Genomic DNA, 16,481 nt, shown 5'->3' with positions numbered 1-16,481 from the left:
CTTAAAATCTTATTAGGAGTTTTTAAGTATAATTGCAGACAAAATTACTTAAGCGAGAATTCAATGCAAACTATAGAAACAACAGACGCTTTTAAAGCACTTATAGAAGATATTAAAACAACAACACAAAACTACAAAGACCCTTTGGCTTTTGGTATTGCCAGAGTTGATTTAGGTCAGTTAAATGTGGACAAATCACTTCAAGCTACTTATCCTGTAATAAACTGGGATGAAAACTTTGGAAGTGCGGCTATTTTTATTCGTGCCTTAGCAGAACAAGGTATAGCAGTAGATTTTACACAAGATGAAGTAGTATGTAACATCAATTTACAATTTTTAAAAGATTGTTTGAACGCATTTACACCGTACTCAGATGAGGCACATGGCGATGCACACAAAAACATTCAAGTCATTTCAGCACTCTACTCTCAAATCATTAACAACGGCTCTTTAGAGGGTGAATTTAAAGTATGTTTCATTTTTGAAGATGCCGCTTGTCAATCAGTAGAAGCAACTTACTTAAAACTTTATGCAATTTCACTTGCAAAAGTAGGTCTTCGTGAAATCAACCTAAACGGTGCATTTGGCGCACTTCCAAATGTTGCATGGTCAAATGGTCAGCCTATTGAGCTTGATTATCTTCGTGAATTTGAAATTGAACTTAAACTTGCAAATGAGTACCCACACATTGACTTTATAGATAAATTTCCAAGATTTTTACAACACATCATTCCAGCAGACAATACTCGTATTTTAGATACAAGCAAAGTCCGTTTTGGTGCGCAACTCGCAGCTGGAACTACAGTTATGCCAGGTGCTTCATACATTAACTTCAACGCAGGAACTACTGGTTCAGTTATGGTTGAGGGGCGCATTAGTTCTTCTGCTATTGTTGGTGATGGTTCAGATGTTGGTGGTGGTGCTTCTATTTTAGGTGTACTTAGTGGAACTGATGGTAACCCTATCTCAGTTGGTAAAAACTGCCTTTTAGGTGCAAACTCTGTTTGTGGTATTCCTTTAGGTGACGGTTGTATCATCGATGCAGGCATTGCAATACTTGAAGGAACAAAAATTGCAATTCAGCCAGAGCAGTTGAAAAAAATCATGGATGTAAATACAAATATGAAAATGGAAGGTGAAATCTTTAAAGCTAAACAACTTGCAGGTCTTTATGGTATTCACTACAGACAAAACTCACTCACAGGCGAGATCACAGCTTCTCGCTCAACAAGAGAGATAAAACTAAACGCAGACCTTCACTAAACTTACTATTGCACCTAAATTAGGGTGCAATTCTCCTTTTACTTGATATAAATCATTGACTTCACCATATTTTTCTTGTAGTATTCTTTATGAGGCGATAGAGCAAAAAGCAATTAAATGTGGAGTTGATCTGCTCCAAGGTTACTACATAGGAAAAGCAAAACCAGAAATAAAGGCTCCAAGATGTTAAGTGAGTTAAATGTTTTATATGTTGAAGATGATGTTGAAATAGCTGAAGAGGTTCTCTTTTTACTAGAAAAAAAACTGCATCATGTAGATATGACATATGATGGACAAGAGGGTTTGCAAAAGTATAAAGCCCAAAAGCCAGACATCATTATAACCGACATTCAAATGCCAAAACTTAGTGGTTTAGATATGATAGCAGCTATAAAGGAAGATGATGAATCTGTTCCTATCATCATTACCTCTGCGTTTAATGAAACTGACAAGCTCCTCAGAGCCATTGAACTAAAGGTCGATGCATACCTTACAAAGCCCATAGATATGCATGAATTGCTGCATAAAATAGATAAACTCACCAGAAGTAAATTTCTCGAACAAGAGGTGAATGAACTCCAATATATACGTGCAAAACAGAGTGCCTTAAAGTACCAAAAACTTCTTGAGCTCTCAGCAAAGATGTCAGAGATGCTTTTTTGGGAGTTTGATGCTGAAACAACTTCATTTGCGTTTAACGATCTCTCTTATCACTTTTTAGGAACATCTATAGAAAAAGAGAAGAGCTATACGATGCCTTTTATGCACTATGTAAATACTTTTGTTGCAGCCCAAGATAGACAAACAGTGATTAATGTTTTAAATGAAGCACTCCATCAATCAATGGACTATGTGACGACATTCGAATATAGACTCGAAAAAGCTAATGGCAAAGTCATCGAAGTTTCTTGTACCGCTTATATCACTTACAATAAAGCAAGAAAACTCGATAAAGCTTACGGAACAGTACTCAACATAGAAAAAATACGTGCAAAACAAAGAGAAACGGAACGTTCTCTCGCCCTTATAGATCAGTACATCTCCTACTACTCAATGGATTTAGATGGTAATATAACTACACTTTCAAGTGCATTTTCTGAACTTATAGGCTATGATAAAAAAGAACTTATAGGTAAAAACCAGTCTATATTAATGGACAAGAAGATACAGGAGAGCTTTTATGAAGATTTGTGGAAGACTGTATCTGAAGATAAAGTGTTTATAGCAGAAGTAAAAAGCAGAAAAAAAGACACTTCACTGCTTTGGTTGCAACTTAAAATTTTACCTCTTTATGATGATAACAATGTAAAAAATGGCTATATGGTCATAGAACAGGACATCACAAATAAAAAAATCATTGAAGAGCTTTCCATTACAGACTCTTTAACCAAACTCTACAACAGACGCTACTTTATCTCCATCTTTCCAAAAGAACTCTCAAGAGCAAAAAGAGAAAATATTACTATAGCTTTTGTAATGCTAGATGTAGATAACTTTAAACTCTACAATGACACCTATGGTCACCCTGCGGGTGACGTAGCACTCAGTAAAATTGCAACGGTACTAAAAGAGTTTGCCAACAGAGGAAGTGACACTGCCTTTAGAATGGGAGGAGAGGAGTTTTCACTTATTTTACAATTTGAACACAAGGAACAGCTCCAACAACATCTGCAACGACTTATTGAGAGTGTTGAAAACCTCCGTATTCCTCATGCAAATAACAAGGCATCTAAGTACATTACTATTTCTGCAGGAGTCGTTTGCATCCTTAAAGATAATAGACTTAGTCATGAAGAGCTTTACAAAGTTGCCGATGAATTACTCTATAAAGCAAAAAGCAATGGAAGAAATCAATATATACTAACTTGTTCTCAAACTTGTTAAGGTATAAGAATATTCATACTTTTTAGATGTGAAAGCAGTGATGCTTTTTTATCGTAGTAGTAAAGATCTTTTCCTATCTCAAGTGTACTAAAAACCGCTCTTCCTACAATAAAGCGCCCTGCTTTACCATATTTAAGTGTTTTAATTCCCCACATATTTTGAAAAACTATCACTTTATCATTATGAATACCTACATACAAAAGAATATGCCCCTGTTTATATAATAGCGTTTTAAACGCAACACCCTCTTTTTTAATAGTTGCTATTTTTTCTTTATCACTCATCCCCTCTAAAGAGATAACTTTTCCTATTTTCGCCTGTTTTGATGAGTTTCTTGGTAACCAAACTCCAAAAGGAGCAAAAAAATCGCGTATGGTAGAAGAACAGTCACGCTGTCCATACATACCGCCCCATCCATAGTGCATTTTTTCTAGTCCCTGCATCACTGCGTTTATATTCTCTGTATTAAATATAAGAATACCCGAATGTGCTACATTAGATAAAAGTAGTGATTTATAAAAAAATGGTTTATTCGTAGTACACTTTGAAACAGTTAAAAGAGTAGTTGTCGTTGCGTTTGCATCAATTAAAGGCAGCATCATTCCTATGTGAGAGTAAAATAAAAAATTATTTTTTTCATCATGCAGTGCAATATTGTCTTTTAATAAAAACGCCTGCTTTACTTTTTGATAAATTTCAACATATTTTTTCGACATATAGACAATATCACTGCTATGCACCCAACCATCTGCAAAACTTGACTCTACAAATACCCATGCTCTATCTTTTGAGTAGTGTGAAACTAAAATAGGCTTATTTGCTCCAATAGTAGAATTTTGCAAATAATCAAAAGGAAAGCCTTCTCCTGCCTGCTTTGGATCTCTAAAAAGCGGCCTTTGTGTTGGGAAGGCTCTAAGGTTTAAATTTTTAAGTGTTAAAGCAGGTTTATTTAGCGTTGCATACTCACTAAAATTAGAATTTTCTAACATTTTATCAAAAAAACTTTGATCAATATGCTGTAGATTTTCCCCATAACTTTTTTGTGGAGTAAAGACATTATATGCCCACATAGCCTTTTCAAGCGGAGCTTCTATTTTATTCTCTTTCCAAGGTTTGAAATAATGCTCTTTATACTCCTCTAAAGTTGAAATATACCCATCATCAATACCTTGCGTATAGCTCTGTACATCTTGTGAGACCTCTTGTAAATCTCTCACTTTTTCAACACTAACACCATTTGTAAAACTACATCCAGATATAAAAATTGCTACAAAAACAATAAATAAATAGTGCAACAAATCCTCCTTTCTCTAATCAACATCTCCAAATCTACTCACTACTCTACCTACAATTTCAAGTTCATTTGGCGCTAATATCTGTTTGTCATATACTGAATTATCTGAAATGACATCCAACTTTCCATCTATGCGTTTATGCACTCGCTTAATAAAAAGTCCACCTTCGGTTCTAATTGTAAAAATACCACCACGATTGACATCCGTTTTACTTCTATTTATAAAAACAATATCATTATAACTAAAAGTAGGTTCCATCGAATCACCTGACACATTAATCGCTTCTATATTTTTAAGCTCTTTTTCTCCACCTAACATAAATACAAACTGTTCAGGAATTTCAAGCTCCTCTACCTCTTCAAATTCAACATCACTACCACCACCTGCACTTGCATTTATATCATTAAAATATTTAACTATATAAAATTTATTTGTCGCATCTACAAGACTCTCAGGAGATTGACCATACAATAGCCAGTTAATAGAGAGGCTGCGTTTAGCGCAGAAATCAAGCAATTCATTAAATGGTATTTTGTCTCTTTTTTTCATTGTCGCAAAATTCATCTGTGAAATTCCAAGCACAGCAGCCACATCTTTGTCAAACACTTTTTTTGGAGCAATTTCAGCAGAAATAATACTTTTTATCTCTTCTACTATATCAGTAAAACTATTCATTTTAAGCCCTTTTTCTATAAATATGTCAAATTATACTTATTTTTTAGACAAATGTCAAAGAAAATTTGACATTTTGCAATATTTTTATATTTTATTTCAAAATATTGCAATAATTATTCAGATTTAAAAAAGGGGTAAAAAAATGTCAATTATTATTAAAAATGCGGAGAGTTTTTTTGAGAAGTTTGAGAGTAGATTAGAAATATGGGCAGAGAAAATCTTTTAAGACTCTTTGTCCATATTTTTTTCTTTTGCTTCTCTTGCTTCTCTCTCTTTTTCTCTTTGTCCTGATTTTGTTTTATGGTAACCACCAAAAATAAAAACCATAAAAAGCACAAAAAGAATAAGCATGACAGTATCAATAAAAGAGTTCATAACTTATGCCTTATCAAATGTGGAGTAGTTTTGTCGTATAGCATCATAAAGAACTATGCCAGTACTTATGGCAAGATTAAGACTTCGTCCCTCTTTTGTCATTGGAATAGTGATGTTTTGACTTTTGTATCTATTTAAAATATCTTCTGGAATACCCTTTGTTTCACTGCCAAAAAAGATGTAGTCACCCTCTTTAAATGCAGCCTCAAAATATGGTCTATCTGTTTTAGTGGTTGCAAAGTGGGCATTGTCTGTTATTTTGTTATGTTCAAAAAAATCATCAATATTTTCCCAAACACGCAGATCCAGTTTTTCCCAGTAGTCAAGTCCAGCACGGCGCACAGCTTTTTCATCAATATCAAAACCAATAGGTTTAATAAGATGCAGAGTCGCTCCTGCATTTACACATAAACGACCTATTGCCCCTGTATTGTTAGGAATTTGTGGATTTACTAATACTAAATTAAATGACATTTTAAAATATTACCGTTCGATTTGCATAAACAAAAATTCTATCTTCAAGTGCAAGTTTCAATGCACGAGAGAGTACAACTTTTTCAACATCTTTACCAGAGCGTTGCATATCTCTCCAACCATAAGCATGATTTACATGAATAACTTCTTGAGCAATAATTGGACCTTCATCAAGATTGTTATTTACAAAATGTGCCGTTGCACCGATGATTTTCACACCTCTATCATAAGCCTGTTTATAAGGATTTGCTCCAATAAACGCAGGTAAAAAAGAGTGGTGAATATTCATAATTTTATCTTCAAACGCAGCAACAAAACGCGGTGTTAAGATACGCATATATTTAGCAAGAACAATGTAGTCAACATCTTCAAATGAGTTAATAGTCTCTATAATTTTACTCTCATGCTCAGAACGCTCAAGCCCCTCATGAGAAAGAGTAATATAGTTCACACCAAATTTAGAGACTAAAGATTCGAGATCATCATAGTTTGAAATAACAGCTAAAATATTTGCTTCAAGCTCCCCTGCTTCATGACGAATAAGAATATCACCAAGGGCATGCATCTCTTTTGTTGCCATAATGATGATATTTTTCTTTTTTGGTTCTATAACTTTTACACCTGAGTCTTGAGGTAATGCCGCAATAATTTCACTACTCAATTCCTCTTTGCGAACATCACCATCGACAACACTACGCATAAAAAATTTATTACTCTCTTTATCTACAAACTCGCTATTTGAAAGTATATTCAAATCATGATTGTAAAAAATACTAGAAATTTTATGCACAAGTCCTTTTTCATCATTTGCATCTATTAGTACTCTGTATTGTGCCATTAAATATTTCCTCTCTCCAAATTTTCAACTCTCTCATCTATAGTCGCTAAAGTGTATTCTAAAAAGTTCAAAGTCATATCTATTTTTGCTTCTATATTAGAATTATTTGGTGCTTGAAAGCCCTCAAAAAGAACAAGAAGCCTCTCTCTTATAGAATCTAAATAAATAAGTTCACTATCAACAGAGTTGCTTGACACTTCATTATCTAGCTCTACTGTAGGGGATTTTGTTACATTTTCAACAGCTTTAGGAACAACAGAGTCAACATTTTCAAGGGGTGTCTCTTCTTCCATCTCAGCTAGTGTTGAGAGTATTACATCTTTTAGTTCCATGCTTTTAATAACCACCTTTCAAATTCTTTAAACTCTACTTCTGTATCCATCTTTAAAAAATACTCTTTCATCTGCGTATTTACATTTAAAAACTTTTTTCTCATGCCTGAGAGCCGTCTGATGGCAATTTTAGCTTCAGAATTATTAGGATCTTTTTTGAGAATATCTTTATAAATCTCTAAAGCTTCCTCTTTTAAACCCTGAAGTTCATAAATATTTGCCAGTGTCAGTGTCTGCATAAGTTTGTACGCTCTACTTCTCTATATAGTTTGCGATGATTGAACCCATCTCACTCGTCGAACAGATCTCTTTTGCATCAAATTGTGCAAGATCCTGCGTTCTATAACCCTCAGCTAAAGCACGCTTAATAGCTGCATCTATTTTATCAGCTGCAATATCTTCACCAAGTGCATAACGAAGCATCATAGAAGCACTTGAAATTGTAGCAATAGGGTTAGCAATTCCTTGACCTGCAATATCTGGAGCTGAACCGTGAATAGGTTCATAAACACCTATTTTTGCACCAACTGAAGCAGATGGTAAAAGTCCAATAGAACCTGAAAGCATAGAAGCTTCATCACTTAAAATATCTCCAAAAATATTCCCCGTAAGCATAACATCAAACTGTTTTGGATCACGAATAAGCTGCATAGCGGCATTGTCAACATACATATGTGAGAGTTCAACTTCTGGGTACTCCGTTGCAACTTCTTCAACAGTTTCACGCCAAAGTTGAGAAACATCAAGTACATTTGCTTTATCAATAGAGCAAACTTTTTTTCCTCTTGTCATAGCAATTTTAAATGCTTGGTGTGCGATGCGTACTATTTCATCACGAGAATAAACCATAGTGTTCCAGCCCTTGTTCTCATCGCGCCCTTTAGGTTCACCAAAGTAAATACCGCCAATAAGTTCACGAACGACCATCAAGTCAACACCACGAACGATCTCAGGCTTGAGTGAAGATGCATTTGCAAGTTCATCATAGACAACAGCAGGACGAAGATTAGCATAAACACCAAGCTCTTTTCTAAAGCGTAAAAGTCCACTTTCAGGACGTTTCTCACGAGGAAGATTATCCCATTTTTCTCCACCAATTGAACCAAAAAGTACAGCATCAGCACTTAAAGAGCCTGATATTGTCTCTTGAGGAAGCGGATCACCTGTAATATCATACGCACAGCCACCCATTAGAAGCTCATCATATTTGAAACTAAATCCACTGTATGAAGCTACCGCATCAAGTACTTTGACTGCTTCATCTATAATTTCAGGACCTATTCCGTCACCTTTAATAAGTGCTATTTTGTATGTTTTCATCTATTTTTTACCTTCTACTTCATTTTTTGCAAAATTCATCAACCCACCTGCATCTATAAGTTCCTGCATAAATGCAGGAATAGGAGTAAAGTCGTATGTCTTGCCTGTTGTTTCATTTGTGATCGTACCCGCATTCATATCGATGCTTACTTTATCACCCTCTTTTATCTCATTTGCCTCTTTAAGTTCAAAGATAGGCAGCCCCATATTAAAAGCATTTCTATAAAAAATTCTTGCAAATGTTGGTGCAATAATTGCAGCAACACCAGCAGCTTTAAGTGCTATTGGAGCATGTTCACGAGAACTTCCACATCCAAAATTTTCATCAGCAACAATGATGTCACCTGGACTCATCTTGTTTACAAATTCTGGATCAGCATCTTCCATAACATGCTTTGCAAGTTCCTCTGGAACTGAAGTATTGAGGTATCTCGCAGCAATAATTAAATCTGTGTCAATATCTTTACCAAATGTCCAAACTTTTCCATTTATGTTTGCTTTTTGCATATAAAATCCTATTGTTTTACTAAAATAATTTTGCGATTATATCTAAAATGTTATTTGAAGTTGATTAAAGAGCGAAAGTATCGCTCTGTAGGAGTTTACTATCGTTTTAAATTATTCGTAGTTTGAAGCATTTCATCACTTGTTGTAATGATTTTTGAGTTAGCATCATAAGCACGCTGTCCTGTAATGAGATCTGTAAGTTCCACTACAAGTTCAACATTACTTAACTCTACAAAACCCTGTCTAAGTGTACCAAGCCCATCAACACCTGGAGTTCCCTCAACTGGTTGTCCTGAACTATCCGTTTCAAGATAGAGATTGTCTCCCATAGAGTGTAGTCCTGCAGGATTTATAAAGTTTGTTGTCTGAATCTGCCCTATTTGTGTAGCCTGAGGTTGACCAGGTTGCACAACAGTAACAGTACCATCACTACCAATACTGACATTCGTTGCATCAGGTGGAATAACAATCTGGGGTACAAGAGCATAACCATCACTGTTTACCATAACACCATCTTGATCTATTTTAAATGCACCATTTTTAGAGTAAACTTCTGTACCATCAGGAAGTTCCATTTTAAAAAAACCACGACCTGTAATAGCCATATCAAGTTGATTGCCAGTCTGTTTAAGTGAGCCCTCTGTAAACATTTTTGTAACCGCAGTAGGACGAACACCCAGCCCAACTTCAATGCCTGTTGGACTTTTTGTTGTGTCACTTGTAGAGGTACCAGCATAATCCATAACGTGGTACATCAAGTCTGCAAATTCAGCACGTGACTTTTTAAATCCTATAGTATTGACATTGGCAATATTATTTGCTGTAGTATCAATTTGTGTCTGCATTCCGAGCATTCCTGTCGAAGCAGTATAAAGTGATTGCATCATCTCATATATCCTTTTTTAGACTTTACTTGCAATTTTTTCAATTGCATCTTTATTCATTTCATTCATTTGTGTATCCATCGCTTTTTGATACATCCCCACGAGTCTATTTGTCTCAATAAGCTCTGTCATCATCTTTACTGCGTTTACATTGCTTTTTTCAATAAAGCCCTGCTCTACAGCACCACTTTGATTTATAGGTTTTACATTAGATATAGCACCAAAACTATAGAGATTGTCTCCCTCTTTTTTTAACATTTTAATATTTTCAGGCTGCAGCACCATTATTTTTTTATTTAATGTTAATTTCACACTTCCTGGAATATTTGTACTGATTTGTCCATTTTTATCAATGGCAATAGCACTATCTACATTTGAAAAACTGATACCTTGCTTTGAACTAAAATAGTCACTCGGTAAAACCTCATAACCTTCTCTGTTTACCAGCTTTCCCTCGTCATTCATTGAGAATGAACCATCACGGGTAAGCCTAATGCCCTCAGGAGTTTTTACAGCGAAAAAAAGTCCCTCACGTGAGAGTGCCACATCCAAAGAGTTTGTAGTTTTTTGTAAACTTCCTACTGAAAAATCTGTATATTTATCAACAATTTGAGGTACTCTAGCCATCGTTCTATTTATAAACGCAGCACCCTCTCTTGTATTATTTGCATGAGGCAGCTCATCTCTCTTTTCTTTATAAAGCCGCATAAAATCACCTACTACGACATTATCTTGCTTAAATCCTGATGTATTTACATTTGCCAAATTATTTGCAACAACATTTAGTCTGTTAAACTGTGTGACCATTCCAGCCGCTGCGCTGTAGTACCCTGTCTGCATCTGTTTGTCCCTAATTTTAGAGTTATTGAGAAGGTAATAGCAAAGAGTGTTCCAAAAAAACTATGCTAGAAAAAAAGTAGGGTTTAAGAAAATCTGGGTATAATCCACCTTTTAAAAACCTTAAAACAGAAAATGGGGCATACTCCGAATGACAGCAAAAGAACTCAACAAAGCTTTAGAGACTTTTTTTGAAGAGCACAAATCAAAAGACTGCATGACTTATGAATCAATAGTCCAAATATTTGAGAAGCAACCAACAGCAACACAATCAAAAAATGTTTTCAAACTTATACAAAAAAATAAAAAGTGTGTTTACACATCTAGTGAACATGCAAAGCGTCTCAATGATCAAGAGGCAGAGGCACGCCGTAGTGCACAGAGAAAGATGCTTGAAGATAATGAAACGGATAAATTTGACATTTTAAAAGAACATGAACTTTTAGAATGGTCACGTTCAGACTCTCCTGTTCGTATGTATCTTCGTGAAATGGGACAAATCCCCCTTTTAACAAAAGAAGAAGAGATTGAAATATCTAAAAAAATAGAAGGTGGTGAAAGCATTATCATCGATGCTATCTGTTCAGTTCCTTATCTTATAGATTTCATTCTTGATTATAAAGAACCTCTTATTAACCGTGAGAGACGCGTAAAAGAGCTTTTTAGAAGTTTTGAGGATGAAAAGGATGATGGTGACGACAATGAAGCAGACAGTGATGTTGCTGCAACAAAAACTCCATCAGCAAAGGATAAAACAAGAGTAGAAAAAGTCTCTACAAGCTTTAAAGCTTTGGAAAAAGCGAAAAAGGATTGGGTAAAAGCAGCTGAGAAAACACCTGAAAATCTTGATGGTGAACTTACAGAAGAGGTAATCCAGTATTACCTCGCAGTAACTTACAAAAAAGCTGTTTTAAAAGAGAAACTTCTTGATCTTGGACCGACTTCAAAGCTTATAAATGAACTTGTAAAAGCAATGGAAACTGCACTTAAGAGTGATGAAGGGTATGACAAAGAGTTAAAAAGACTTGAGTATAAACTACCGCTTTTCAATGCAACACTCAAAGCAAACCATAGAGTTTTAGTAGATAAAATCCAAGAACTTAACAAAGAAGATATTGCAAATATGGTACCAGAAGCCACTATGGTTTCTACATATATGGAAATAAAAAAACTTGTACAGACAAAAGAAGCATCAAAAAATAGCTTTGATATGGAACCTGAAAAACTTGCAGATATTTTAGAGCAAATTAAACGCGGTAAAAATATTTCTGAAATTTCAAAAACAAAAATGGCAAAATCAAATCTGCGTTTGGTTGTCTCTATTGCTAAGCGTTACACAAACCGTGGTCTTCCTTTCCTTGATTTGATTCAAGAAGGCAATATCGGTCTTATGAAAGCAGTTGATAAATTTGAATACCAAAAAGGGTATAAATTTTCAACATACGCAACATGGTGGATTCGCCAAGCTATTAGCCGTGCTATTGCTGACCAGGCACGTACGATTCGTATTCCTATCCATATGATTGAAACTATTAACCGTATCAACAAGATTATGCGTAAACACCTTCAAGAACATGGAAAAGAGCCTGATGTCGATACAATCGCACAAGAGGTTGGGCTCTCTGTTGAAAAAGTAAAAAATGTCATTAAAATCACAAAAGAGCCTATTTCACTTGAAGCACCTATTGGAAGTGAAGATGATGGACGTTTTGGAGACTTTATCGAAGACAAAACATCACTTAGCCCATCTGATGCCATCCTAAAAGATGACCTTCGTATTCAAATTGAACAGGTTTTAGAGCAGCTTAATGAAAGAGAAAAAGCCGTTATAAAACTCCGTTTTGGAATTATGGACGATGAGAGTGACAGAACACTTGAAGAGATTGGAAAAGAGCTAAGCGTAACACGCGAAAGAGTTCGCCAAATAGAATCTTCAGCTATTAAAAAACTTAAACATCCTAAAGTTGGACGTAAACTTAAAAACTATATAGAAGAGTAAACTATGACTTTTGAGCAGAAGTGGTTAGAGTATGATTACAACCCTTTTATCGTTTTTAACGATAAAGGTAAAATCACCTCTCTAAACGCAGAAGCTCAATTTTTACTCGGCTTCACAACTGCACACGAACTTTTTGAGCTTGCTAAAACTTATGCAAGTATCAACTTCGGTTTTAAAACCACTTTTTTACAACTTAACTATGGAAGGTACAGCTTTTTTGGACTCACTGTTGGTTATGATGATGAAGAAGAGATTGGACTGAAGCTCTATCAATCCCCATCTTATAAACTCAACACCAAAAAACCAGAGGGAGAACTTGTAAATATTTACACTATTGTAGATTTATGCATAGCATCAAACTCCATAAATTCAAATATACTCTTTGAAAAAGAGTACGATCCTACCATCCCTGATGTAATTATAGACTCAAATAAGCTTATTAAACTACTTAATAAAATTTACACCTCATGCAGGGCAAAAAATAAGCAGATAAAAACTAGGATTTTTTATAGAGTGGGAGAACACATCAAGTTTGATGGTAAAAAGTATAGTATTTTTTCCATTGAAATATCTTCACAAAATATGCAAAAAGAGAAATTTGCAGAGATAAAACTTTTTGCAGAAGAACAAGGGCTCTATATAGATACGACAAAAAGTCTAACTATAAATATCCCTATGATTACATCTTAGAAATTTAAGCAACAACCTCTTTAGAAACTATACTTCCTATAATAATTCCAACTGTCAAGGCAGGAAGATAATACCACAGACTTAAAAGTTCATTGTTTTTAAGTGCTATAAATCCAAGCACCAAAAAGATATATGGAACAAGTCTAAACGCAGAGATACTTCCCCTTGCTCCATACTTTGCACTATCAACTGTAAAAGTTTTTATTTTTGCTTTTTCCTCTTTTACAATGCTTTTAAGATCAAGTTCTTCATAAGGTGCATCATTTATGGGAGTATCATCATAGAGTTCATGGGGATCTTCTATGGTATCTAGCAGATCTCTTTTATCTTCAAAATTACCACTTTTAATCTGAGAATTAACCATACGCTTGTAAGCATAAGAAGAACCAAGAATAATAAAAAATGCACTCAAAAAAGCGACTTGTGTATTTATAAACGCAGCATATGAAATAAAATAAGTAGCTAAAATAATAATTTCTAAAACCACTAAAATACTAATAGTTTTTTTCACCGTAATCCTCATCATCATCTTCTTCTAACTCTTTTTTTATCGCATAACGAGGCTCTTTTGCCAACTCTTCATAAGATTTACGCTCTTTTACATATGCTTTATAAACATTAAGTATAGCCGCTGCAACACCAATCGCAACGCCAATCCAGAGTGTCCAAGTCAGACCAGTCAGACTTTTTAAAAGCCACCCAATGCCAACACCCATCAAAACAGCAACAACCATGGAAAGACCAAGAGAAAGCGAATCGGCAGCTTCTATAATGGGCTTAATACGAGGCTTACGTTCATCTTGAGAATTTTTTTCTACATTAGCCATTTGTAATCGCTTTAAAAATACGCTCACTCGCAGCAATAGTATCTTCAATCATAACATCTGTTACAGCAGTTGAAATAAATCCTGTCTCATACTGTGAACAAGCAAAGTAGTAGCCCTCATCTAACATTCCTGCATGAAACTTTGCAAAAAGTACTGCATCAGATGTTGTTGCATCTTTAAAGTTTTTAACCTCATTTTCATTAAAGAAAAAGCCAAACATAGAGCCTCTTGTATCTACTTGCATAGCAATGCCATACTTCGCAGCGGCATCTTTCATACCATTTACAAGTCTGTTTGCCCGCTCATTTAAAACAGCTATGACCCTTGCATTCTGTTTAAGTTTTGTAAGAGCCGCATATCCTGCTGCCATAGCAACGGGATTTCCACTGAGTGTACCTGCTTGATATACCGGACCATCAGGAGAGAGTACATTCATAATCTCTGCACGAGCACCAAAAGCACCAACTGGCATACCACCACCAATAACTTTTCCAAGAGTTACGATGTCTGGCACCACACCGACAAGAGACTCTGCTCCATTAACAGTTGCACGAAAACCACTCATAACTTCATCAAAAATAAGAAGCGTACCATGTGCATCACAAACTGCACGAAGTTCATGTAAAAACTCTTTATCAGCTGGAACAAGTCCCATATTTCCCGCTATTGGCTCAATAATAACACAGGCAATATTGTCACTATCTGCAAAACATTTTTTGACACTCTCAATGTTGTTATACTCTGCTAAAAGTGTATGTTTTGTAAAATCAGCTGGCACACCAGGGCTTGACGGGTTTCCAAAAGTTGCTGCACCACTTCCAGCTTCAACTAGTAGTGCATCAGAGTGACCATGGTAACAGCCTGTAAATTTTACAATATCATCACGACCTGTAAACCCACGAGCCATACGAATAGCACTCATAACAGCTTCTGTTCCACTACTTACAAAACGAACCTTATCGATAGAGTCAAAAAAGTTTACAACAAGTTTTGCAAGCTCTGTTTCTGAAAGAGTCGGTGCGCCAAAACTCAAACCATGTTTGACAGCTTCTATAACTGCCGCTTCAATAGTCTCATCACGATGTCCAAAAAGGAGTGGTCCCCAACTCTGAACATAATCCACATACTCGTTACCATCTACATCTTTTAAGTAAGCACCCTTCCCTTCTGTTATAAAAATCGGAGTTCCTCCAACACTTTTAAATGCGCGAACAGGAGAATCTACTCCTCCAGGAATCAAACTCTGTGCTTCTTCAAATGCTTTTTGTGATACTGATGTATTCATTTATGACCTTCATTAAATAATATTTCTCTTATTATATCTAAGATTTGATATAATCTCGAAAAAATATATTATTGGATGATGTTTGAATAGATCTCGCTTTGCCCTCTTTGTAGCTATATTGATACATTTATTGATATTTTTACTGATTTATATAGCTATAAATATGTCACCAAAAAAAGAAAAAAAGCATAAAGCAAAAGAGCAAAGAATTAAAATCTCACTCAAAGAGTTGCAAAAACCAAAAAAGGTAAAAACAGCTGGTGAAATTAAGAAAAAAATCAAACCTCCAAAAATAGCACCACCTATGCCAAAAGGCTCTCAACTTAAAAAAATCGTACGCCCTAAACAGATAAAATATAAGCCATCAAAACCAAAGAAAAAACCAAAACTTAACAAACCAAAGGTAAAACCAAGACCTCAAATTGTTCAAAAACCAAAAATAGAGCCGATACCGTCAAATAAGCCTTATATTCCTTATGCAAATAATGAAAACAATATAACAAAAGAACCAAAGAAAAAAGAAGACATACAAGATAAACAGCTCTCTTGGCTCTATGAAGACAGATCAGATGAAGATCAAAAAGAGACAAAAAAACAGGCTAAAAACAACAGTAATGTCTCTCAGAATATTAAAGAACTCTATGGTGATACCTTTGGGAAACTTACTCCTGGTGAACAAAAATATATACTTGACAACCAAGAGATAATGCGTCGTATAACGCAACAGATACTCAACCGTGTTGCGCGCGTAAACTTACCAAGAAATCTCAACGTAAACGCAAGTAATATCATAGAGTTTAAACTCCATCCAAATGGAGATATGTCCGACTTCAGATTTATATCAAAAAGTGGTTACTATATTCTTGATGACACAACAAAAGAGACTATAGAGTACGCCTATAGTAAGTACCCTCTTCCAAAAGAGACAACACTTATACGTTACAACGTCTTTTATAACTTAGCAAGGTATTAAATTTTTTTGTTATAATAAGCCTA

The 16,481-nt window shown here is 35.1% G+C and carries 19 protein-coding genes; 5 read left to right on the top strand and 14 right to left on the bottom strand.

Annotation, left to right across the window (positions count from 1 at the left end; translation table 11 throughout):
• Positions 1 to 63 precede the first annotated feature (63 nt).
• Complete coding sequence (locus MV589_RS09080; protein WP_297434095.1) at positions 64 to 1,263, top strand: tetrahydrodipicolinate N-succinyltransferase N-terminal domain-containing protein; 1,200 nt, start codon at positions 64 to 66, stop codon at positions 1,261 to 1,263.
• A 183-nt stretch (positions 1,264 to 1,446) separates the two neighbouring features.
• Positions 1,447 to 3,147: a diguanylate cyclase gene (locus MV589_RS09075; RefSeq protein WP_297434093.1), complete on the top strand. Its 1,701-nt coding sequence runs from the start codon at positions 1,447 to 1,449 to the stop codon at positions 3,145 to 3,147.
• On the opposite strand, the gene MV589_RS09070 is transcribed toward MV589_RS09075, so the two are convergent.
• The 11 genes from MV589_RS09070 to MV589_RS09020 form a co-directional block, all read right to left on the bottom strand.
• Positions 3,144 to 4,442 carry an SH3 domain-containing protein gene (locus MV589_RS09070; protein ID WP_297434091.1) on the bottom strand — a complete coding sequence of 433 codons (1,299 nt, stop codon included), beginning with the start codon at positions 4,440 to 4,442 and terminating at the stop codon, positions 3,144 to 3,146. The two genes, MV589_RS09075 and MV589_RS09070, sit on opposite strands and share 4 nt — an antisense overlap.
• A gap of 15 nt (positions 4,443 to 4,457) precedes the next feature.
• On the bottom strand, positions 4,458 to 5,117 hold the full coding sequence (locus MV589_RS09065; protein WP_297434089.1) for a LexA family transcriptional regulator: 660 nt from the start codon (positions 5,115 to 5,117) through the stop codon (positions 4,458 to 4,460).
• Between the two features lie 222 nt (positions 5,118 to 5,339).
• On the bottom strand, positions 5,340 to 5,492 hold the full coding sequence (locus MV589_RS09060; RefSeq protein WP_297434087.1) for a hypothetical protein: 153 nt from the start codon (positions 5,490 to 5,492) through the stop codon (positions 5,340 to 5,342).
• Positions 5,493 to 5,495: 3 nt separating this feature from the next.
• On the bottom strand, positions 5,496 to 5,966 hold the full coding sequence (locus tag MV589_RS09055; protein WP_297434086.1) for a tRNA (cytidine(34)-2'-O)-methyltransferase: 471 nt from the start codon (positions 5,964 to 5,966) through the stop codon (positions 5,496 to 5,498).
• 1 nt (position 5,967) lies between these two features.
• Positions 5,968 to 6,804 carry a formyltetrahydrofolate deformylase gene (gene purU / locus MV589_RS09050; RefSeq protein ID WP_297434083.1) on the bottom strand — a complete coding sequence of 279 codons (837 nt, stop codon included), beginning with the start codon at positions 6,802 to 6,804 and terminating at the stop codon, positions 5,968 to 5,970.
• On the bottom strand, positions 6,804 to 7,136 hold the full coding sequence (locus MV589_RS09045; RefSeq protein WP_297434081.1) for a CiaD-like domain-containing protein: 333 nt from the start codon (positions 7,134 to 7,136) through the stop codon (positions 6,804 to 6,806). The genes purU and MV589_RS09045 overlap by 1 nt, the downstream gene beginning before the upstream one ends.
• Positions 7,127 to 7,375: a tetratricopeptide repeat protein gene (locus MV589_RS09040; protein ID WP_297434079.1), complete on the bottom strand. Its 249-nt coding sequence runs from the start codon at positions 7,373 to 7,375 to the stop codon at positions 7,127 to 7,129. The genes MV589_RS09045 and MV589_RS09040 overlap by 10 nt, the downstream gene beginning before the upstream one ends.
• Positions 7,376 to 7,388: 13 nt before the next feature.
• Positions 7,389 to 8,456: a 3-isopropylmalate dehydrogenase gene (gene leuB / locus MV589_RS09035; protein WP_297434077.1), complete on the bottom strand. Its 1,068-nt coding sequence runs from the start codon at positions 8,454 to 8,456 to the stop codon at positions 7,389 to 7,391.
• A complete protein-coding gene (locus MV589_RS09030; RefSeq protein WP_297434075.1) occupies positions 8,457 to 8,963 on the bottom strand; it encodes a 3-isopropylmalate dehydratase small subunit in 507 nt (168 codons plus the stop codon).
• 98 nt (positions 8,964 to 9,061) lie between these two features.
• Positions 9,062 to 9,850 carry a flagellar basal-body rod protein FlgG gene (flgG, locus tag MV589_RS09025; RefSeq protein ID WP_297434073.1) on the bottom strand — a complete coding sequence of 263 codons (789 nt, stop codon included), beginning with the start codon at positions 9,848 to 9,850 and terminating at the stop codon, positions 9,062 to 9,064.
• A 15-nt stretch (positions 9,851 to 9,865) separates the two neighbouring features.
• Entirely contained in the window at positions 9,866 to 10,687 is an 822-nt protein-coding gene (locus MV589_RS09020; RefSeq protein ID WP_297434071.1) for a flagellar hook-basal body protein, read from the bottom strand.
• A 148-nt stretch (positions 10,688 to 10,835) separates the two neighbouring features.
• Here MV589_RS09020 and rpoD point away from each other — a divergent pair, with 148 nt between their 5' ends.
• Together rpoD and MV589_RS09010 are read left to right on the top strand one after the other, a co-directional pair.
• Entirely contained in the window at positions 10,836 to 12,683 is a 1,848-nt protein-coding gene (gene rpoD / locus MV589_RS09015) for an RNA polymerase sigma factor RpoD (protein WP_297434069.1), read from the top strand.
• A gap of 3 nt (positions 12,684 to 12,686) precedes the next feature.
• The gene (locus MV589_RS09010; protein ID WP_297434067.1) at positions 12,687 to 13,373 is read left to right on the top strand and encodes a hypothetical protein; all 687 of its coding nucleotides are present in this window, start codon (positions 12,687 to 12,689) and stop codon (positions 13,371 to 13,373) included.
• Positions 13,374 to 13,377: 4 nt separating this feature from the next.
• Here the strand turns inward: MV589_RS09010 and MV589_RS09005 are convergent, their stop codons facing one another.
• The 3 genes from MV589_RS09005 to hemL are packed head-to-tail and all read right to left on the bottom strand — an operon-like array spanning position 13,378 to position 15,485.
• Positions 13,378 to 13,884 (bottom strand): hypothetical protein, encoded by a 507-nt coding sequence (locus MV589_RS09005; RefSeq protein ID WP_297434065.1) that lies wholly within the window; start codon positions 13,882 to 13,884, stop codon positions 13,378 to 13,380.
• Entirely contained in the window at positions 13,868 to 14,200 is a 333-nt protein-coding gene (locus tag MV589_RS09000) for an AtpZ/AtpI family protein (protein WP_297434063.1), read from the bottom strand. Before MV589_RS09000 ends, MV589_RS09005 begins: the two co-directional genes overlap by 17 nt.
• Positions 14,193 to 15,485 (bottom strand): glutamate-1-semialdehyde 2,1-aminomutase, encoded by a 1,293-nt coding sequence (gene hemL / locus MV589_RS08995; RefSeq protein WP_297434061.1) that lies wholly within the window; start codon positions 15,483 to 15,485, stop codon positions 14,193 to 14,195. Before hemL ends, MV589_RS09000 begins: the two co-directional genes overlap by 8 nt.
• A gap of 163 nt (positions 15,486 to 15,648) precedes the next feature.
• Between hemL and MV589_RS08990 the strand changes: the two genes are divergently transcribed.
• Positions 15,649 to 16,458 (top strand): energy transducer TonB family protein, encoded by an 810-nt coding sequence (locus MV589_RS08990; protein WP_297434059.1) that lies wholly within the window; start codon positions 15,649 to 15,651, stop codon positions 16,456 to 16,458.
• The last annotated feature ends 23 nt before the right edge of the window (positions 16,459 to 16,481 follow it).

This window comes from Sulfurimonas sp., assembly GCF_026991475.1.
GTDB lineage: Bacteria > Campylobacterota > Campylobacteria > Campylobacterales > Sulfurimonadaceae > Sulfurimonas.
Note: the sequence above shows the minus strand (reverse complement) of the source record. Positions and strands in the feature narration are given on the sequence as shown.